Origin of the sequence: Rhodococcus phenolicus, assembly GCF_001646785.1 — a bacterium.
GTDB classification, from domain to species: Bacteria; Actinomycetota; Actinomycetes; order Mycobacteriales; family Mycobacteriaceae; genus Rhodococcus; species Rhodococcus phenolicus.
In genome coordinates this window covers 1-21,406 of sequence record NZ_LRRH01000010.1, presented here as the reverse complement: position 1 = coordinate 21,406, position 21,406 = coordinate 1, and the positions used below count along the sequence as shown (strand labels likewise).

The following is a 21,406-nucleotide window of genomic DNA, read 5'->3' as shown; positions in this document are numbered from 1 at the left end:
CAGGCCCCGCGCGGGGCCTGCCCCCGGTGTCCCCGCAGTTGTGGCCGGAACTGCTGTCCTCGGTCGCCGCCATCGTCCCGGACTCGGTGGCGTTGTCCTTCCAGGGCCGCACCGTCACCTACGGCGAACTCGACGCGTGGTCCAGCCGCGTCGCGCGGGTCCTGATCGACGCGGGCGCCGGACCGGAGACGTTCGTCGCCCTGGGCATCTCCCGCTCGATCGAGTCGGTCGCCGCGGTGTGGGCGGTCACCAAGTCCGGTGCCGCGTTCGTGCCGGTCGATCCGACCTATCCGGCCGAGCGCATCACCTACATGCTCACCGACTGCCACGCCACCATCGGGTTGACCACCGCCGCGCACCGCGACGGACTGCCCGACACGGTGCCGTGGCTGGTGCTCGACGACCCGGACCTCCGCGAGCGCCTCGGCGCCGTCTCCGCCGAGCCGGTCACCGACGCCGATCGCATCGCGGACCTGCACTTCGACCATCCCGCCTACCTGATCTACACGTCCGGATCCACCGGCCGGCCCAAGGGGGTCGTCGTCGCGCACCGCGGCATGACCAACCTCAATGCCGAAGTGCGCCATCATTTCTCGATCACACACGGGGCGCGGGTCTCCCACCTGGCGTCGCCGAGCTTCGACGCGTCGATCTTCGAGCTGACCAAGGCGTTCTGCGCCGGCGCGACGCTGGTGATCATCCCGCCCAGCGTGTACGGCGGCGACGAACTGGCCCGCATCCTGCGCGCCGAACACGTCACCCACGCGTTCATCACACCGACCGCGCTCGCGTCCCTCGACCCGGCGGGGCTCGACCACCTGGAGGTGCTCGTCGTCGCCGGGGAGGCCTGCCCCCCGGAACTGGTGGCGCGGTGGGCCACGAACCGTCGCATGTACAACGGCTACGGGCCGTCCGAAGCGACCATCGAAACCAGCGTCAGCCCCGACATGCGGCCCGGGGAAACCGTCACCGTCGGCGGCCCGGCCATCGGCTTCCACGAGGTCATCCTCGACGACCGGCTGCGGCCCGTCCCGGTGGGGGTGGCCGGCGAACTCTACATCGCCGGCGCCGGCGTGGCCCGCGGCTACCATCGCCGTCCCGACCTGACCGCCGTCCGGTTCGTCCCCGACCCGTACGGCAGCCCGGGGGAACGGATGTACCGCACCGGCGACGTGGTGCGCTGGCGCACCGACGGCACCGTCGAATATCTCGGCCGCACCGATTTCCAGGTCAAGGTCCGCGGGTTCCGCATCGAACTCGGCGAGATCGACGCCGCCCTCGCCACCCATCCGGACGTCACGTTCGCGGTCACCCTCGGTCACACCGCCCCGTCCGGGGACACCGCGCTGGTCTCCTACGTGCTGGCCGACGCCGGCCGCACCGTCGACACCGTCGCCGTGCGCGCCCACGCCGCCGGCCGACTGCCCGCGCACATGGTGCCCGCCGCGATCGTCGTGCTCGACGAAATCCCGCTGACCCCGGTCGGCAAGCTCGACCGCCGTGCCCTGCCGGTGCCGGACCTGACCGCCGCGAGCGGCGACTACCACGCACCGGGCACCGACCTCGAGGCCACCATCGCCGAACTGGTCGCCGAGATCCTCGGCCACGACCGGGTATCGGTCGACGACAGCTTCTTCGACATCGGCGGCAACTCGCTGCTCGCCACCCGCGTGCTGGCCCGCATCAACGCCGCGCTCGGCACCGATGCCGGGGTGCGCGCCCTGTTCGAGGCGCCGACCGTGCGGACGCTGGCCGCCCGGATCCTCGACGACCACGGCGGCAGCACCCGTATCCCGCTCACCGCGACGGAGCGGCCCGAACGGATCCCGCTGTCGCCGGCCCAGCAGCGCATGTGGTTCGTCAACCAGTTCGACACCACCTCCGCCGCCTACAACATCCCCCTAGCCATCCGCCTGGCCGGGCACCTCGACACCCCGGCGCTGACCACCGCCGTCCACGACGTCCTGACCCGCCACGAAAGCCTGCGCACCCGGTACCCCGCCGACGCGGACGGCCCGCACCAGCAGATCGCCCCGCCGGAACGGGCAATGCCGGACCTGGATCCGATCCCGGTCGGCACCACGGACCTGCCCGCCCGCATCTTCGCCGCCATCACCGCCGGTTTCGATGTCGCCGCCGACGTCCCGGTCCGCGCCGCGCTGTTCACCACCGGCCCCGACGAACACGTACTCGTCCTGGTGGTGCACCACATCGCCGCCGACGGGGCCTCGATGGCGCCGCTGGCCCGCGACGTGATGACCGCCTATCTGGCCCGCACCCGCGGCGAGACCCCCGGCTGGGATCCGCTGCCGGTGCAGTACGCCGACTACGCCCTGTGGCAGCGGCAGCTGCTCGGCGACCCCGACGATCCGGACTCACTCGCATACCGGCACCTCGAGCACTGGCGTCGCACCCTCGCCGACGTGCAGGAGGTCCTGGCCCTGCCCACCGACCGGCCACGACCCCCGCAGCAGTCGTTCCACGGCGACACGCTGCACTTCACCGTCCCCGCCGCCGTGCACCGCGGCCTGCAGGACCTGGCCGCCCGGCACGGCGCGACCCTGTTCATGACCGTGCACGCCGCCCTGTCGGTGCTGCTGGCCCGGCTGTCCGGCAGCGACGACATCGCCGTGGGCACCCCGATCGCCGGCCGCGGCCACCGCGCTCTCGACGACCTGATCGGCATGTTCGTCAACACGCTGGTGCTGCGCACCCCGGTCACCGGGGCCCTCTCGTTCGCCGAGCACCTCGAACGCACCCGCGAGATCGACCTCGCGGCGTTCGGGCACACCGAACTGCCGTTCGAGAAACTCGTCGACGATCTCGCCCCGGGCCGCGCCCTCGATCACACCCCGCTGTTCCAGGTGGTCCTCGAGTTCCAGAACAACGAACGCCCCCACCTGGAGCTGCCCGGCCTGGTCGTCGACGCGCTCGACGCCGACCCGCACGTCGCCAAGTTCGACCTGCAGCTGACGATGGGAGAGCAGCCCGCCGCGGGCGTCGCCGAACCCGCCGGTCTGCACGGCGCGTTCACCTACGCCACCGACCTGTTCGACGCCGACACCGTCGCGGCCCTCGCCGAGCGGTTCCTGCGGCTGCTCACCGCGATCACCACCGATCCGGCGGTGCCCGTCGGCGACATCGACCTGCTCGAATCCGGCGAACACGAACCGGTCGTGCCCACCGGCACCGGTTCCGAGCTGACCCTGATGGATCTGTTCGACCGGGCCGCGGCCGCCACTCCCGACGCGGTCGCCGTCACCGCCGTCGACGGGCAGCTCACCTACCGGCAGCTGTCGAGCCACGTGCACCGCCTAGCGCGCGCGTTCGCCGCGCGGGGCGCCGCACCCGGCACGCTCGTCGCGGTGGCGTTGCCGCGCACCACCCACCTGGTCGCGGTGCTGCTGGCGGTGCTCGACACCGGTGCCGCGTACCTGCCGGTCGATGTGGCATACCCGCCGGAGCGGCTGGCGTTCATGTTCGACGACGCCCGGCCGGTGTGCGTGGTCACCACCACCGGGCACCGGGACGCGTTGCCGCGCACCAACGTGCCGGTGCTGTTGCTCGACGAGGCGGTCACCGCCACCGAGATCGCGGCGTTGCCCGATACCGCGCTGAGCGACCGGGAACGCCACGGCCGGCGTCTGCCCGACCACACCGGCTACGTCATCTACACGTCCGGGTCCACCGGCCGCCCCAAGGGCGTGATGGTGCCGCACCGCACCGTCGTCGCGCTGCTCGACGCCACCGCCCCGCGGTACCGGTTCGACCGGCACGATGTGTGGACGATGTTCCACTCGTACGCGTTCGACTTCTCGGTGTGGGAGATGTGGGGTGCCCTCGCCTACGGTGGCCGCCTCGTCGTCGTCGATCACGACACCGCCCGGTCCCCGGACAGTTTCCTCGAGTTGCTGCGCCGTGAACACGTCACCGTGCTCAACCAGACCCCGACCGCGTTCTATCAGCTCGTCGAGGCCGATCGGGCCGCCGCCGACAGCGGCCTGTCGCTGCGCTGGGTGATCTTCGGTGGTGAGGCGCTGGATCTCGCGCAGCTCGAACGCTGGTACCGGCGGCACCCGGACAGTGCCCCGACGCTGGTGAACATGTACGGCATCACCGAGACGACGGTGCACGTGACGGCGCTGCCGCTGGACCGGCGGTCGGCGGCCGCCGCCACCGCCAGCGTCATCGGGGACGCGGTGCCCGGTCTGCGGCTGCGCATCCTCGATGCCCGCCTGCATCCGGTCCCGGTCGGTGTCGCCGGTGACCTGTACGTCGCCGGTGACCAGCTCACCCACGGCTACCTGGGCCGCCCCGACCTGACTGCGGGCCGGTTCGTCGCCGACCCGCACGGCGCCCCCGGCTCGCGCCTGTACCGCACCGGTGATCTGGCGCGCCGCACCCGCACCGGCAACGTCGAATACCTGGGCCGCAGCGACTTCCAGGTGCAGTGGCGCGGTTTCCGCGTCGAACTCGGCGAGGTCGAAGCGGCGCTCATGCGCTGCCCCGGCATCGCCCGCGCCGTCGCGGTCGTGCACCACGACGAGCGTGCCGGCGCCGACAACACCACCGACCGGCTCGTCGGTTATGTGGTCCCGGAAACCGGTGTCGACGTCGATGTCGCGGCGACGTTGGCGACGGTCGCGGCGGATCTGGCGGCGTACATGGTGCCGGCCACCCTGATGGTGCTGGAGGCGTTGCCGACCACCGCCACCGGCAAACTGGATCGGCGCGCGCTGCCCGCCCCGGACTTCGCGGCGCTGTCGACCAGCACCCGCGCCCCGGCCGGGGAGATCGAAACCCGGCTCGTCGAGCTGTTCGCGCAGGTTCTCGGGGTGGACACGGTCGGCGTCGACGATTCGTTCTTCGCGCTCGGCGGCGACAGCATCATGTCCATCCAGCTGGTGGCCCGCGCCAAGACCACCGGCCTGGACTTCACGCCCCGCGACGTGTTCGAACACAAGACGCCGGCGGCGCTGGCCGCGGTGGCCGAGCTCGGCGCCACCGCCGGCACGGTGCTGGCGGAGCTGCCCGGCGGCGGACTCGGCGACGTGCCGGCCACGCCGATCGTGCGGTGGCTGCTCGACCGTGGCGGCAACCTCGACCGGTACTCGCAGGCGGCGTTGCTGCGGTTGCCGGGCGGGCTCGACCCGGCCACCGTCACCACCGTCCTGCAGGCGGTCCTCGATCGGCACGACATGCTGCGGGCCCGGCTGGTCCCGGCCGTCGGCCACGACCCGGCCGGGGTGACACTGCAGGTGCGGGCACCGGGCAGCGTCGACGCCGCCGACCTGGTGCACCGGGTGCCGGTGACCTCCGCCGCCGACAGCGACGACTTCTTCTCCCTGGCCGGCGCCGAACTCGACGCCGCCGCGGACCGGCTCGACCCGGCCGCAGGGGTGCTGGTGCAGGCCGTGTGGTTCGACGCGACCGTCGGGTCCGGCCGGCTGCTGCTGGTGCTGCACCATCTCACCGTCGACGGGGTGTCCTGGCGGATCCTGGTGCCGGACCTGGCCGCGGCGTGGGCGGCGACCCTCGATCCGGCGGCCGCGCCGCCGGAACCGGCCGGCGGCACCTCGGTGCGGCGCTGGTCGCATGCCCTCGTCGAGGAGGCACAACGACCGGAACGGGTCGCCGAACTCGACTTCTGGCGCGGCGTGCTCGCAGACGGCGACGTGCTGCTGGGGGATCGGCCGCTCGACCCGGATCTCGACACCGCCGCGACCGTCACCACGCTGAGCACGGACCTGCCGGTGGCGGTGACCGAGGCGCTGCTGACCACCGTGCCGCAGGCCTTCCACGGCGCCGTCAACGACGCGCTGCTCACCGCCCTGGCCCTGGCGGTCACCGCGTGGCGCCAGGGCCGCACCGGCACCGAATCGGTGCTGGTGTCCCTCGAGGGGCACGGCCGCGACACCTCCGCGGTGCCCGGCGCCGACCTGTCCGGCACCGTCGGCTGGTTCACCACCATCCACCCGGTGCGGCTCGACGTCACCGGCATCGACCTCGACGACGCCCTGCACGGCGGTCCCGCTGCCGGCCGCGCCGTCAAGGCCGTCAAGGAACAGCTCGCCGCGGTGCCCGATCAGGGGCTGGGCTACGGGCTGCTGCGTTACCTGAATCCGGACACCGCGTCCACCCTGGCCGCGTACCCGGCCCCACAGCTGAGTTTCAACTATCTGGGCCGGGTCACCGCCGGCGCCGACACCAGCGGCGACACCCCGTGGCTGCCGGTGATCGGGTTCGATCGCGGGGGCGCGCAGAGCCCGGACATGCCGGCCGCCGCGGTCGTCGACATCAACGCGGTGACCGTCGACACCGACGACGGCCCGGTGCTGCGCGCCCACTGGTCGGTCCCGGCCGGGCTGCTCGACCCCGCGGCCGTGACCGCCCTGACCGCGGCGTGGACCCGGGCGGCGACGGCGCTGGCCGATCACGTGCGCGACCCGCACGCCGGGGGCCTGACCCCGTCCGATCTGCCGCTGGTGCGCCTGGACCAGGGCACCGTCGAACGTCTCGAGAAGCGGTACGGCCCGCTCGAGACGGTGTGGCCGCCGGCGCCGCTGCAGACCGGGCTGCTGTTCCACGCGCTGCTCGCCGGCCAGGCCGCCGACGCCGCCGCGGACGCGTATGTCGTGCAACTGTGCTTCGACCTGCACGGCGTCGTCGACCCGGACCGGTTGCGGCGCGCCGCGACGGTGCTGCTCGCGCGGCACCCGAACCTGCGGGCCGCGTTCACCGGTGACGGCACCGGCGGGTTCGTGCAGGTGATCCCGGCGCACGTGGAACTGCCGTGGACGGTGCTCGACGTGTCCGGGCACGACGATCCCGACGGGGACGCCGACCGGATCCTCGGCACCGACCGGCGCACCCGGTTCGACACGGCCGCCGCGCCGCTGCTGCGCGGCACGGTGATCCGCACCGGAGCCGACCGGTACCGCCTGGCGTTGACGAACCATCACATCCTGCTCGACGGCTGGTCCACGCCGCTGCTGGTCAGGGAACTGCTGGTGCTGTACGCCACCGACGGCGACGCCGCCGCCCTGGACCGGCCGCACAGCTACGGCGACTACCTCGCCTGGCTCGCCGACCGCGACCTCGAGGACTCCCTCGACACCTGGACCCGGGTCCTGGCCGGCGTCGAGGACGCGACACTGCTCGCCCCCGAGCATCGCACCGGCACCGCCGACGCCGTCTCCGAGGACCTGCTCGTCGACCTGTCCGCGGACCTGTCGACCCGCCTCGATGCGGTCGCCGCGCGCCGCGGCGTCACCGTCAACACGCTGGTGCAGACGGCGTGGGGTCTGGTGCTCGGCGCGTTGACCGGCCGCACCGACGTGGTGTTCGGCGCCACCGTCTCGGGCCGGCCGCCGCAGGTGCCCGGGGTGGAAACGATGGTGGGACTGTTCATCAACACGGTGCCGGTGCGCATCACGGTGCATCCGGCCGAGACGATCGGGGCGCTGCTCGAGCGGGTGCAGGCCGAGCAGGCCGCCCTGTTCGACCACCATCACGTGCGGCTGAGCACCCTCGAACAGCGGGTCGGCGCCGCGGCCCGCTTCGACACGCTGACGGTGTTCGAGTCGTACCCGATCGACTCGGCCGGGTTGACCTCCGACACCGACATCGCCGGGATGCGGGTGGCCGACATCGTCGGCCACGACGCCGCGCACTATCCGCTGAGCATCGTCGCGCACAGCGACGCGACCCTGCACCTGAAGATGAAGTTCCTGCCGGAGCTGTTCGACCGGGACGCGGTCACCGCGATCGCGCGCCGCATCGAACGGGTCCTCGACGTCCTGACGGGCGATCCGGGCACCCGCGTCGCCGCGGTGGACGTGCTCACCGCCGCCGAACACGCCGCGCTGGCCCCGGTCGGCGGGCCCGCCGGGGGCACCACCGTCACCCTGCCGGAGTTGTTCGCCGCGACCGCTGCCGCGCATCCGGAGGCGATCGCGGTGACCAGCGGGGACCGGCACCTGACCTACCGGGAACTCGACGACTGGTCGACACGGGCCGCGCGGGTGCTGCTCGCCGGCGGGGTGGGCCCGGAAACATTCGTGGCGCTGGGCATCTCCCGGTCCCTCGAGTCGGTGGCCGCGATGTGGGCGATCACGAAGACCGGGGCGGCGTTCGTGCCGGTCGACCCGAACTATCCGCCGGACCGCATCGCGTTCGTCCTGGACGACTGCGGCGCCGCCGTCGGGGTGACCACCATCGCGCACCGCGACCGGCTGCCCGCTGCGGTGCCGTGGCTGATGCTCGACGACCCGGCGGTCGCCGAGCGGATCGCGGACGCCGCGCACACCCCGGTCACCGACGCCGACCGGCCCGCGGCGCTGCGGCCGGCGCATCCCGCCTACCTGATCTACACCTCCGGATCGACCGGGCGCCCCAAGGGTGTGGTGACCACCCACCGCAGCCTCGAGAATTTCGCTCTCGACCAGCGGCGACGCTTCGGGGCCGGGCCGGGGTCGAAGGTCATGCACTTCTCGTCGCCGAGCTTCGACGCGTCGATCTTCGAGTACCTGCAGGCGTTCGGGTCCGGCGCCACCCTCGTCGTGGTGCCCCCGACCGTGTACGGCGGCGACGAACTGGCCCGGGTGCTGCGCGAGCAGCAGGTCAGCCACGGGTTCATCACGCCGGCGGCGCTGGCGTCGCTGCGGCCCGCCGACATCCCCGACTTCGTCGAACTCGCCGTCGGGGGTGAGGCCTGGCAGCCGGAGCTGCGCGACGCGTGGGTGCCGGGCCGCCGCCTGGTCAACGCGTACGGGCCGACCGAGACGACGATCATGGCGGCGATCAGTGAGCCGCTGGTCGTGGACGGTCCGATGACCCTCGGTGGTCCGCTGCGCGGGGTCCACGCGGTGATCCTGGACCGGGCGTTGCGGCCGGTCCCGGCCGGGGTGCCGGGGGAGCTGTATCTGGCCGGGTTCGGGGTGGCCCGCGGCTATCATGCGCGTCCGGACCTGACCGCCGCGCGGTTCGTCGCTGACCCCTACGGTGACCCCGGGGAGCGGATGTACCGCACCGGCGACATCGTGCGCTGGACCGGCGAGCGGGAACTCGAGTACGTGGGCCGCTCCGACTTCCAGGTGAAGGTGCGCGGGTTCCGCATCGAACTCGGCGAGATCGATGCGGCGCTGACCACCCATCCGGATGTCTCGTTCGCGGTGACCCTCGGGCACACCGCCCCGTCCGGGGACACCGTCCTCGTCGCGTACGTGCTGCCCGAACCCGACCGGGACATCGACCCCGAAATCCTGAAAAACCATGTGGGACAGACACTTCCCGCACACATGGTGCCGTCCGGGGTGGTTGCGCTCGACGAGCTCCCGCTGACCCCGGTCGGCAAGCTCGACCGCCGGGCCCTGCCGGTGCCGGATCTGACCGCCACCACCGGCAGCTATCAGCCGCCGGCCACCGATCTGGAAACGGTCGTGGCCGCCGAACTCGCCGGGGTGCTCGGAACCGACCGGATCTCGGTGACCGACAGTTTCTTCGACATCGGCGGCAATTCGCTGATCGCGACCCGCGCGGTCGCGCGGCTGGGGGCGACCCTGGGCGCCGACATCCCGGTGCGGACCCTGTTCGAGGCCCCGACGGTGCGGGCCCTGGCCGCGCACCTCGCCGACATCGGTGCCGCCCCGGCCGCCGGCGCGCTGGTCCCGCAACCACGGCCCGAGCGGATCCCGCTGTCCCCGGCCCAGCAACGCATGTGGTTCATCAACCAGTTCGACACCGCATCGGCGGCCTACAACATTCCGCTCGGCATCCGCCTGAGCGGGCACCTGTCGGTCGCCGCGCTCGGCGCGGCCCTGCACGATGTGCTCGACCGGCACGAAAGCCTGCGCACCGTCTATCCGGCCGGCCCGCACGGCCCGAGCCAGCGCATCCTCGCCGCCGACGACGTGCCGCTGAACCTGGACGTGGTCACCACCGGCGAGGACGACGCGCTCGCCCGGATCGGCGAGTTCGCCGGCGCGGGCTTCGACGTCACCGTGGACGTGCCGTTGCGGGCCCGGGTGTTCGCCGTCGACCGCGACGAGCACATCGCGGTGCTGGTGGTGCACCACATCGCCGCCGACGGGGCGTCCGCCGCCCCGCTGGCCCGCGACCTGATCACCGCCTACCATGCCCGCACCCGCGGCGAGGCCCCCGCCTGGGCGCCGCTGCCGGTGCAGTACGCCGATTACGCGCTGTGGCAGAACGATCGGCTCGGCGACGCCCGCGACCACACCTCCCGCGCCGCCGCGCAACTCGAGCATTGGCGCCGTACCCTCGCGGGCCTGCCCGATGTGCTGACCCTGCCCACCGATCGGCCGCGGCCACCGCAGCAGTCCTTCCGCGGCGACATCGTCCGGTTCCACATCGACGCGGAGCTGCACGCGAAACTGATGCGGGTCGCCGCCGCGCAGGACACCACCGTGTTCATGGCGATGCACGCCGCCCTGTCGGTGCTGCTGGCCCGGCTGTCCGGCAGCGACGACATCGCCGTGGGCACCCCGATCGCCGGCCGCGGCCACCGCGCCCTCGACGACCTGATCGGCATGTTCGTCAACACGCTGGTGCTGCGCACCCGGGTGCCGGGACAGATCGGCTTCGCCGAGCTGTTGTCGCGGGTCACCACCGCCGACCTCGACGCGTTCGCGCACGCGGACATCCCGTTCGAGCGGGTCGTCGAGGAACTGGACCCGGCCCGCTCGACCGCGCACTCGCCGCTGTTCCAGGTGTCCATCGAATTCCAGAACACCGAACGCCCCAGCCTGGAACTGCCGCACCTGACGGTCACCGGGCTGCAACTGGATCCGACGGTGTGCAACTTCGACCTCGAACTGCTGCTGGCCGAGACCGCGACCGGCACCGGCGGCCCCGGCGGGCTGGACGCCGCGTTCGTGTACGCCACCGACCTGTTCGACGCCGGCACCGTTGCCGGGCTCGCCGACCGGTTCGTGCGGCTGCTCGACGCGCTGACCACCGACCCGGACCGCCCGGTCGGCGACGTCGACCTGGTCACCGACGACGAGATCCGCGCGCTGGTCCCGGCGTTCGGTCCCGCCGGGGTGGGCACCGGCCGGTGGCCCGACCTCATCGACGCGGCCGTGGCCGCCGCACCGGACGGGATCGCCGTCGTCGACGGGGACCGCGCCGTCACCTACCGCGACCTCGACGCCGCGGCGAACCGGCTGGCCCGGCTGCTGCTCGCGCGCGGCGCCGGACCGGACACCGTCGTCGCGCTGGCCCTGACACGGTCCGTCGAGTCGGTCACCGCGGTGTGGGCGGTCACCCGGTCCGGGGCCGCGTTCGTCCCGATCGACCCGGCGTATCCCGCCGAGCGGATCGCCTACATGCTCGACGACAGCGCCGCCCGGCTCGGGGTGACCACCACCGCACACCGGGACATCCTGCCGCGCGGGGCCGACTGGATCGTGCTCGACGATCCGGACACCACCGCCGCACTCGACGCGTGCGCACCGGCCGCCGTCACCGACCGGGACCGGCCGACGGCGCTGCACCCGGACCACCCGGCCTACCTCATCTACACCTCGGGCTCGACCGGCCGGCCGAAGGGGGTGACCGTCACCCACCGGGGTCTGGCGGACCTGGCCGCCGAGGAACGCGACCACCTGCAGGTCGAGCCGGCCGCCCGGGTCTCGCATCTGGCCTCGCCGAGCTTCGACGCGTCGGTGTTCGAGCAGATGATGGCGTTGTCGGCCGCCGCGACGCTGGTGATCGTCCCGCCGGAGGTGTACGGCGGGCCGGAACTGGCCGAGGTGCTCGACACCCACCGGGTCACCCACGGGTTCATCACCCCGACCGCGCTGGCGTCGCTGGATCCGGTCGCGGTGCCGGCGCTGCGGGTGCTGCTGGTCGCCGGGGAGGCCTGCCCGCCGGAACTGGTGGCCCGCTGGTCGCCCGGCCGCCGCGTCATCGACGCGTACGGACCCACCGAGGCGACGATCATGACCTCGCTCAGCGCGCCGCTGTCCGCGGGCGACGCGGTCACCATCGGCCGTCCCACCCGCGGATTCCGGGCCGTGGTGCTCGATGCGCGGTTGCGGCCGGTGCCGGTGGGGGTGGCGGGGGAACTGTACGTGGCGGGTCCGGGTCTGGCCCGCGGCTATCACGCCCGCCCGGACCTGACCGCCGCGCGGTTCGTCGCCGACCCGCACGTGCCCGGGCAACGGATGTACCGCACCGGTGACGTGGTGCGCTGGACCGGCGATCTCGAACTCGAGTACGTGGGCCGTTCCGACTTCCAGGTCAAGGTGCGCGGGTTCCGCATCGAACTCGGCGAGATCGACGCCGCACTCGGCAGCCACGAACACGTGGTGTTCGCGCACACCCTCGGGCACACCGCGCCGTCCGGGCAGACCGTGCTCGTCGCCTACGTGCGGCCCGCCCCGGGCGCCGCGCCCGACCCAGCCGATCTGAAAGAGCATGTGGCGCAGAAACTTCCGTCGCACATGGTGCCGACTGCGGTGATCGTCCTCGACGAGATCCCGCTGACCCCGGCCGGCAAACTCGACCGCCGGGCCCTGCCGGCCCCGGACTTCGGTGCCGTCACCGGCGGCGACTACCGGGCCCCGGACAACGAACTCGAACGCACCGTCGCCGACGTCTTCGCCGAGCACCTCGGACTCGACCGGGTGTCGGTGGACGACGGATTCTTCGACCTGGGCGGCACGTCGCTGCTGGCCACCCGGATGCTCCCGGTGCTCGGCGAGCGCCTCGGCCGGCGGGTGCCGTTGCAGGCGATCTTCGTGCATCCGACCGCGGCGGGTCTGGCGGCGCACCTGACCGAACCGGGGGAGCCGGCCACCGTCGACGACGCGCTGCGGGTGCTCGTGCAGCTCCGCGAGGGCACCGGCCCGGCACTGTTCTGCGTGCACCCCGCCGCCGGGCTGTCCTGGGGATACGCCACGCTCGCCCAGCGGCTCGACGGGCACCGCCCGGTGTACGGCTTGCAGCTGCCGGCGCTGAGCGGCGAGCAGCGGATCGACACCATCCGGGCGTTGGCGCACCGGTACGTGCAGGAGATCCGGCGGGTGCAGCCGCACGGGCCGTACCACCTGCTCGGCTGGTCCCTCGGCGGGGTCATCGCCCACGCGATCGCCGTGGAACTGCGCCGCGCCGGGGAGATCGTCGACACCCTCGCGCTGCTCGACAGTCACCTGGTCACCGCCGGCGGCGCCCCGACGGTCGGGGTCAAGGACATGCTGCGGGACCTGGGCGTGTCCGTCAACGGCGGTCCCGAACCGACGTTCGAGCGGGCCGCGGCGATGCTCGACGAGGCGCTCGGTGGCACCACCGGCCTGACGGCCGCGCACCTCGAACGCATCCAGACCGGATCGACCGAGGCGTCCCGCGCGGCGCGGCGGCATTCCCCGGACACCTTCGACGGGGACGTGCTGTTCTTCACCGCGAGCCGGTCGGCGTCGTCGGTGCCCGCGGTCGCCGCCTGGCACAACGTGGTGTCCGGGGAGATCCACCAGTACCGCCTCGACTGCGAGCACCACGAGATGGTCGCCCCCACCGCAGTGGAGACGATCGACGCGGTGCTCGCGGCACGACTCGACGAGAGCGACAGCGCGTTCCGGCGGTGGGGACGCGGCGAGGTCGGCACACCGCGGCGCTGACCCCCGTGTCCGCGCAGAAATCATGAATCCGACGCATGAAACCGGATAACGATTATGCGTTGGTCTTATGTGACGACACCCACTTCACTGGAGGCATGACCAGCAGCCCACCCGCCACCGACCTCGACCTGTTCGCCGACGACGTCCTCGTCGACCCCTACCCGGCCTTCACCGCACTGCGCGAGCTCGGGCCGGTGGTGCACCTGCCCAGCCACAACCTCTACGCGCTGACCCGCTACGACGTCATCCGCGACGCCCTCGGCGACCCCACCACGTTCTCGTCGACGACCGTCGGATTCAACCCGGCCGTCAACGACGCGCTGCAGGGCACCTCCCTCGCCACCGATCCGCCCGCGCACACCGAGCTGCGTGCCACCCTGACCGAAAACCTGTCCCCGCGCGCCCTGCGCGGCCTGAAGGGCACCATCACCACCAAGGCCGACGCCCTGGTCGCCGATCTCGTCGCGCAGGGCTCGTTCGAGGCGATCGACGCCCTCGCCCGCGCCTTCCCCCTCGAGATCGTCGCCGACCTGATCGGCTTCACCGGCGCGGTCCGCGAGAACATGCTGCGCTGGGGACAGGCCGCGATGGAGGTCATCGGTCCGATGAACCCGCGCACCGCCGAGAACTTCCCGATCGCCGGGGAGCTGTACGCCTGGTGCTCGCAGGTCCGCGCCGAGGACCTGGCCGCCGGGTCGGTGGGCCGCGGCATCTTCGACGCCGAGGCGCGCGGCGCGATCCCGCCCGGCACCGCCGGACACATCATCCACCAGTACCTCGGGGCCGGGGTGGACACCACCATCGCCTCGATCGGCAACATCGTCGCGTTGTTCGCGGCGTTCCCCGACCAGTTCGACCTGGTCCGCGCCGATCCGGCCCTGGTCCCGGCCGCGTTCAACGAAGTGCTGCGCTACTGGGCGCCGCTGCACGCCTGGGGCCGCACCGTGACCCGCGACGTGGAGATCGAGGGGCGCATCGTGCCGGCCGGGGCACAGGTGGCGATCCTGTTCGGTGCCGGCAACCGCGACCCGCGGCACTACGACGACCCGGACACCTTCCGGATCGAGCGCAACCCGGTCGATCACCTGTCCTTCGGCTACGGCCCGCACGGCTGCGCCGGGCAGGGCCTCGCCCGCCTCGAGGCACACGCGGTGATCACGGCCCTGGCCACCCACGCCCGGCGTCTGGTCGCCGCCGATCCCGTCCGGGTGCCCGCCAACACCACCCGTTCCATCGACCGGCTCGACATCACGGAGGTTCTCCCGGCATGAAGATCACCCTCGACCGCCCCCGCTGCGAAGGACACGGCCTGTGCGCGGAGGCCGCACCCGAGCTGATGCACCTCGACGACGACGGCGAATTGATCCTCGACATCGAGGAGGTGCCGGCCGACGATCCCCGGGCCGCCGCTGCCGGTGCCGCCGTGCGGGTGTGTCCCGTCGCCGCCCTGAGGTTCGCATGAACACCGCAACCGCCACGAGCACCCCCGGGATGAACCACATCGTCGTGGTCGGCAACGGCATCGCCGGACAGACCGCCTGCGACAGCCTGCGTACCGCCGGCTTCACCGGGCAGCTGACCGTCGTCGGCGACGAACCGTGCCCCGCCTACTCGCGGCCGGCGCTGTCGAAGGCGCTGCTCACCGGCGCCGGCTCCCACGAGCTGGCCGCGCCCGCGCACGGCGCCACCGAACGGCTCGGCGTCGCCGCGATCGGCCTCGACGTCACCGCCCGGCGCGTCCACCTCGACGACGGCACCGCGCTGGCCTTCGACGGGCTCGTCATCGCCTCCGGCGCCCGTCCCCGGCGGCTGGGGAAGGGGGCACTGGTGTTGCGCACCCTCGACGACGCACTGCTGCTGCGCGAGCGGCTCGACGACCGCCCGTCGGTGGCGGTCGTCGGCGCCGGCCCACTCGGTATGGAGGTCGCCTCCGCCGCCGTCCAGGCCGGCTGCGAGGTCACCGTCGTCGCCGACACCGAACCGATGCGCCCCCAGTTCGGCGCGTATCTGTCCCAGCTGTTCACCGCCGCCGCCACCGCGGCGGGGGTGAAGATCGTCCACGGCACCGCCACCGGGCTCGACGCCCCCACGGTGATCGTCGACGACGGCACCCGCATCGTGGCCGACCTCGTCGTCGCCGCGATCGGCGACATCCCCAACACCGAATGGCTCGAGCACTCCGGTCTGCTCACCGAGGGGCGTCTCGTCGCGGATGCCCGCGGCCGGGTGGCGCCGGGCATCGTCGCCGCCGGGGACGTCACCGCCGTCCCCGTGCGGGGCAGCGTGCGCCGGATCCCGTTGTGGAACAGCGCGATCGAGCAGGCGCGGGTCGCGGCACTCGCCCTGGTGCGCGGCGACGCCGCACCGCCGCTCGACGCCGCACCGTACTTCTGGACCGAACAGTTCGGCCTGCACCTCAAGGCGGTCGGACACCTGCCGGTCCCCGGCGACCCGGCGTTCCTGCTCGGCGACGACCCGCACCGGCCGGCGCTGCTGCACTGGCGGCACCCGGACGGCACCGGGGTCGCGGTCGCGCTCAACCACCGTATCCCGATCCCGAAGCTGCGACGCGCCGCCGCCACCGGGCAGGTGCCGGGCGGGTCCGCGTAACTTCGTGTGGGTGAACCCACCGCCGGATCACCCGGCCGACCCCGATCTGCCCCGGCTCGCGTCGGTCAACCTCAATCTGCTGGTGCCGCTGCTGGCGCTGCTCGAGGAACGGTCGGTCACCCGCGCCGCCGCGCGGGTGGGGATGACCCAGCCGGCGATGAGCCACGCACTCGGCCGGATGCGGCGGCTGCTCGGCGACGAGCTGGTGGTGCGGCAGGGGAGCGGCCTGGTGCTCACCCCACGCGGCCTGGAGTTGATCGCGCCGCTGCGGGAGGTGCTGCGGCAGACCGCGCGGGTGGTCGACTTCCCCGGATTCGACCCGGCCCGCGACCCCCGCACCGTCACCGTCGCGATGACCAGCAGCACCGCGTTCGTGGTCGGTCCGGCCCTGACCCGGCTCATCGCGCAGCGCGCCCCGCACGCCACGGTGCGGCTCCGCACCTTCGTCGAACCCCGGCCGGCCGACTTCACCGACGACGGGGTGGACGTCGTGCTGCTGTCGGAGGCGTTCGCCGCGCCGTACCCGCGCGAGCGGATCTACGAGAACCGGTGGGTGGTGATCGCCCACCCGGACACCGACCCGGACGCGTCGGCGCTCGAGCTGCTCACGACGCTGCCGCACGTGACCTACGACGCGCGGCAGCGGGTCGTCCCCTACGCCGCGCTCGACGCGGCCGCGGTGCCGTACCGGATCGGCACCCTGGTCTCCGATTTCCTGCTGGTCCCGCACCTGGTCGCCCGGGCCGGCGGCGTGGCCGTGCACACCCTCCGTGTCGCGTCCGCGCTCGCCGCCCACACCCCGCTGCGGATCGAGGAGTTTCCGTTGCCGGTGCCGCCGCTCGGGATCGATGCGGTGTGGAACCCGCGGCTGGCCGACCCCGAGTTCATCGGCTGGTTGCGGGAGATCCTCGTCGCCGCCACCTCGTTCGACGCGCGGCGCTGACGCGCCGGTGTGCCTTTGTGGCGCCTCCAACCGCCACAGAGGCACACCGGCGGCGCCGCCGCACGGTCAGTCGACGGCCAGCAGGTGGCACCACGACTCGGTGAGCTCGTCCAGGCACACCTCGCGCGGGGTGATCCAGCCGACCGAGAAGTAGCGCCGGGACAGGTGTTCGAGCTGGCCGAATGCGAGCACGCAGCGGATGCGGCGCCGGTCCGCGGGGACGCGGCCGGCCCGGTCCAGCCCGGCGATCATGTCACCGACGGCGTCCTCGAACCACTGCTCGGTCCGCGCCGCGACCTCCGGTTCGTGCGCGGCCTGATAGGACGCCGTGAGGTACGGCTCGATCTCGTCCCACTGGGAGAACTTCCGGTCGATCCATCGGCGGATCAAGGTGCGGGACCCGGACGCGACCACGTCGGTCAGCGACGGGTCGTCCGCCGCGGTGAGGATCGCGTCGACCTTCGTCAGCAGCGCGCTCATCACCTCCGACTTCGACGAGAAGTGCAGGTAGAACGTCGTTCGGGTGGATCCGGCGGCGGTGGCGATGTCGTCGATGGTGGTCGCCGCGTAGCCCTTGGCGCCGAACAGTTCGAGGGCGCGGGCGAGGAACAGCTCGTAGGTCATCTGCTTCTGGGCAGCGCGGAGCGACATGACCTCGGATTCTAACGGCAGCCCACCCGCCTGACGGAACGCCAGTTGAGAACTCATTACGACAACTCACTTGACACTATGCAAAGTGAATCTCTACCGTGACGGGCACCACGTCGTTCCACTCGACGTCCACGAAAGGAACTGCCGATGAGCAGCGCAGCGCCCGCCGAACCCACCACCGTCCACACCGTTCTCGGCCCCGTCCCCGCCGACGAACTCGGTGTCGTCGCGGTCCACGAAGCACTGCTCTCGGTGCTCCCCGGCGCCCAGCACGCCCACGACATCGACTTCGACCGCGCCGAGATCTTCACCACCCTGCTCACCAAGCTCCGCGACTTCCGCGCCGCCGGCGGCGGCACCCTCGTCGACAGCACCGGCATGTTCCACGGCCGCGACGTGCCGATGTACGAAAACCTCTCCCGCGCTTCCGGAGTGCACATCGTCGCCTCCACCGGCCTCGGCCCGGAGAACCTGCTCGGCGGCTACTTCCTCACCCCGGAGACCACGCCGCCCCCCCCGTGGCCCGCCGAGAAGTTCGCCGACCTGTTCACCGAGGAGATCACCGACGGCATGGTCGTGCCCCGCGTCGAACGCCGCGGCGCCGCCGGCCTGATCACCACCGCCGCAAACCTCGCCGGCACGACCGCCACCGAGGAAAGCCTGTTCCGCGGTGCCGCCCGCGCGGCCCGCGACACCGGGGTCGCGTTGTCCCTGCGCTACGGCAAGGACCCGCTCGCCGACCTCGACGTCGTCCTCGACGAGAACCTGCCCGCCGACCGCGTGGTCGTCGGGGGACTGGACCGCCGCGACGCCGTCGCCGCCGGCGCCCCCGCCGACATCGCCGCGCGCGGCGCCTACATCGCCCTCGACCATGTCGGCACCGAGGACGAGCACCACGTCTCCGACGCCGAACGCGTCACCCTGGTCACCGAGCTGGTCGCCGCCGGCTTCGGCAACCGGATCCTGCTCTCGTCCAACGCTACCGGCGTCGCCAAGGGTCACCCGGCCCGCGACCTGCCGTTCGGCTGTGTGCTCACCACCTTCGCGCCGCAGCTGCGCGCCGCCGCCCTCACCGAAGATGACATCGCGCGCATCCTCATCACCAACCCGCGCGAGCTGCTCGCCGTCGCCTCGGCCCGCTGACGCCGCCGAAACCACCGAAAAGTCTTCGTCCCGAAGGGGAGTTGTTGTGTCGAAAGTGAACACCGTCCTGGGTGCGATCGCGCCCGAGGAACTGGGCATCGTCGCCATCCACGAGCACATCGGATACGGCATGCCGGGCTCCGAGCTGGACACCCGCTGGTGGAAGAGCCCCGAGGTCCGCTACGAGGAGACCGTCCCGAAGCTGCGCAAGTTCCACGAGTACGGCGGCGGCACCTTCGTCGACGTCACCGGCATCTGCAACGGCCGCGACATCGACTACTACAAGTCGCTCTCCGCCAAGACCGGGGTGCACATCGTCGCCTGCACCGGTTTCGTCGGCGGCGACACCGCCCTGCCGTTCTTCGAACGCGCCTCCGTCGACTACCTGATGCGCCAGTTCGTGCACGAGATCACCGTCGGCATCGGCGACACCGGCAGCCGCGCCGGCGTCATCAAGGTCGGGGTCTCCCGCGGCGGGAAGATGACCGAACTCGACAAGCGCATCTACCGCGCCGCCGCCCGCGCCGCCCTCGCCACCGGCGTGCCGATCCTCACCCACCTCGCGATCGACGCCGAGAACGCCATCGCCATCTTCGCCGAGGAGGGTCTGCCGCTGCACCGCGTGCTGTTCGGGCACGCCGACGACGGTGTCAACGCGGAGAAGACCCGCGACACCTGGATCGCGCAGCAGGGCGGCCGGGTCGGCTTCGACACCTTCGGCTACGAAACCGAACTCGAGGACCCGCCGTTCTGGGCCCGCCCCCGCAAGGAACGCCTCGCCCACTTCCTGCGCTTCCTCGATGCCGGCCACCTCGATCGGGCCCTGGCCGGCGTCGACGCCAACTGCAGCCCACTCGGCTGGCCCGGCGTCAAGGGCCACACCGTGAACTACCTGTTCGAAGACCTCATCCCGGACCTGCGCGAGGCCGGACTCGACGAGACCACCATCACCAAGCTGTTCGTCGAAAACCCCGCCGACTTCCTCACCATCCAGCCCTGACCTTCCGGCGCCCCGCCGCGCCCTCCGAAAGAGACCCCACATGCAGACCTCGGACCTGACCAACCTCACCATCGCCATCGTCGGCGCAGGCTACGCCGGTGCCGCCGCCGCCAAGGCCCTGAGCGTGCTCGGCGCGAACGTCACCGTCTACGAACAGGCCACCGAGATCCGCGAGGTCGGCGCCGGCATCGGCCTGCGCCCGTCGAGCATGGAACGCTTCCGCGAATGGGGCATCGCCGACGACATCGCGACGGTGAGCTCGCCCAGCGACTACTTCGAGATCCTCACCGCCACCGGCGATCCGATCATGAAGGACACCTGGCCGACGCACGGCGACCAGAAGCACACTCATCTCATCCACCGCGGCGACTTCATCGACACCCTCATCGGCGTCCTGCCCGAGGACATGGTCAAGTGCGGCCACAAGCTCGCCACCGTCACCGACCGCGGCGACAAGGCGACGCTGACCTTCACCAACGGCACCACCGCCGACGCCGACCTGGTCATCGGTGCCGACGGCATCAAGTCGGTCGTGCGGCGGGAGCTGTTCTCCGACGCCGAACCGGTGTTCTCCGGCGAACGCGCCTACCGCGCCGTCATCGACATCGCCGACGCGCACGGCATGGTCACCGACGACAACCTGCGCATGTACATCGGCAAGGGCACCAAGGTGTACCTGCTGCCGCTGCGCCACCGCGATCAGGTGTCCTTCGACATCACCGCCCTGTGCCCGGATCCGGACTGGGCGCCGCAGGTGAGCAAGGACGACATGCTCGCCACCGTCGCCGGCTTCGACCCGCGCATCGTCGACATTGCCGCCGGTCTCGACCTGGACGTCGTCAACATCCGCGGCGTCTACGACATCGACCCGATCGACCGCTGGCACACCGACTCGGTGGTGCTCGTCGGCGACGCCGCCCACTCGATGCTGCACCACCAGGGCCAGGGCGCGAACTCGGCGATCCTCGACGCCGGGGTACTCGCCGACTGCCTGCGCGACGCCGACACCGTCGCCGAGGCGCTCGCCGCCTACCAGGCGCAGCGCAAGCCGGTCACCGACGAACTGCAGCGCATCTCCCGGCAGGGCTGGACCGAGGACGAGGTCCAGGACGTCTTCCCGGGTCAGAAGCCCGCCTCCCAGCAGCCCGCCCAGTAGTTCCCCCGCCCACCCGCTCACCGCCCCCGAAGGAGACGACCGGCCATGCCGTTGCACCCCGAGATCGCCCGGATCCTCGCCGACCTGCCCGCCCCGCCGCCCGGACCGCTCGATCCGGCCGCGATGCGCGCCGGGGAACAGGCCCACGTGCCGCCGCTCGAGGAGCGACTGCCCCTGCACGACGTCCGCGACCCGATCGTCGCGACGCCCGCGGGACAGGGGCCGGTGCGGGTCTACACCCAGACCGACGCCGACACCCCCGG

9 protein-coding genes and 1 pseudogene are annotated in these 21,406 nt (G+C 72.4%); 9 read left to right on the top strand and 1 reads right to left on the bottom strand.

Features of this window, described 5'->3' with window-relative positions; genetic code table 11:
• The 5 genes from A8G15_RS04455 to A8G15_RS04435 form a co-directional block, all read left to right on the top strand.
• Positions 1–13,640 (top strand): non-ribosomal peptide synthetase (locus A8G15_RS04455; RefSeq protein ID WP_156665248.1); only part of this gene is annotated, 13,640 nt, incomplete at its 5' end.
• A gap of 95 nt (positions 13,641–13,735) precedes the next feature.
• Positions 13,736–14,911: a cytochrome P450 gene (locus tag A8G15_RS04450; protein WP_068155768.1), complete on the top strand. Its 1,176-nt coding sequence runs from the start codon at positions 13,736–13,738 to the stop codon at positions 14,909–14,911.
• Positions 14,908–15,102, top strand: a complete 195-nt coding sequence (locus A8G15_RS04445; protein ID WP_068155766.1) for a ferredoxin — start codon at positions 14,908–14,910, stop codon at positions 15,100–15,102. The genes A8G15_RS04450 and A8G15_RS04445 overlap by 4 nt, the downstream gene beginning before the upstream one ends.
• A complete protein-coding gene (locus A8G15_RS04440) occupies positions 15,099–16,250 on the top strand; it encodes an NAD(P)/FAD-dependent oxidoreductase (protein ID WP_068155763.1) in 1,152 nt (383 codons plus the stop codon). Before A8G15_RS04445 ends, A8G15_RS04440 begins: the two co-directional genes overlap by 4 nt.
• Before the next feature lie 10 nt (positions 16,251–16,260).
• On the top strand, positions 16,261–17,193 hold the full coding sequence (locus A8G15_RS04435) for a LysR family transcriptional regulator (protein ID WP_068155770.1): 933 nt from the start codon (positions 16,261–16,263) through the stop codon (positions 17,191–17,193).
• A gap of 66 nt (positions 17,194–17,259) precedes the next feature.
• Here A8G15_RS04435 and A8G15_RS04430 read toward each other — a convergent pair whose 3' ends face one another.
• A complete protein-coding gene (locus A8G15_RS04430) occupies positions 17,260–17,844 on the bottom strand; it encodes a TetR/AcrR family transcriptional regulator (protein ID WP_068155761.1) in 585 nt (194 codons plus the stop codon).
• A 147-nt stretch (positions 17,845–17,991) separates the two neighbouring features.
• On the opposite strand from A8G15_RS04430, the gene A8G15_RS04425 reads away from it, so the two are divergent.
• The 4 genes and pseudogenes from A8G15_RS04425 to A8G15_RS04410 all read left to right on the top strand — a co-directional run.
• On the top strand, positions 17,992–18,987 hold the full coding sequence (locus A8G15_RS04425; protein ID WP_068155759.1) for a phosphotriesterase family protein: 996 nt from the start codon (positions 17,992–17,994) through the stop codon (positions 18,985–18,987).
• 46 nt (positions 18,988–19,033) lie between these two features.
• Positions 19,034–19,987 carry a phosphotriesterase family protein gene (locus A8G15_RS04420; protein WP_068155757.1) on the top strand — a complete coding sequence of 318 codons (954 nt, stop codon included), beginning with the start codon at positions 19,034–19,036 and terminating at the stop codon, positions 19,985–19,987.
• A 40-nt stretch (positions 19,988–20,027) separates the two neighbouring features.
• A complete protein-coding gene (locus tag A8G15_RS04415) occupies positions 20,028–21,143 on the top strand; it encodes an FAD-dependent monooxygenase (RefSeq protein ID WP_068155754.1) in 1,116 nt (371 codons plus the stop codon).
• 45 nt (positions 21,144–21,188) lie between these two features.
• A pseudogene (locus A8G15_RS04410) lies at positions 21,189–21,406 on the top strand (alpha/beta hydrolase); the annotation flags it as partial.

Bases quoted from the DNA above. Each gene is read 5' to 3' on its own strand.
- A8G15_RS04425 (WP_068155759.1), top strand. From the start codon at position 17,992: ATGAGCAGCGCAGCGCCCGCCGAACCCACCACCGTCCACACCGTTCTC.
- A8G15_RS04450 (WP_068155768.1), top strand. From the start codon at position 13,736: ATGACCAGCAGCCCACCCGCCACCGACCTCGACCTGTTCGCCGACGAC.
- A8G15_RS04445 (WP_068155766.1), top strand. From the start codon at position 14,908: ATGAAGATCACCCTCGACCGCCCCCGCTGCGAAGGACACGGCCTGTGC.
- A8G15_RS04430 (WP_068155761.1), bottom strand. From the start codon at position 17,844: ATGTCGCTCCGCGCTGCCCAGAAGCAGATGACCTACGAGCTGTTCCTC.
- A8G15_RS04440 (WP_068155763.1), top strand. From the start codon at position 15,099: ATGAACACCGCAACCGCCACGAGCACCCCCGGGATGAACCACATCGTC.
- A8G15_RS04415 (WP_068155754.1), top strand. From the start codon at position 20,028: ATGCAGACCTCGGACCTGACCAACCTCACCATCGCCATCGTCGGCGCA.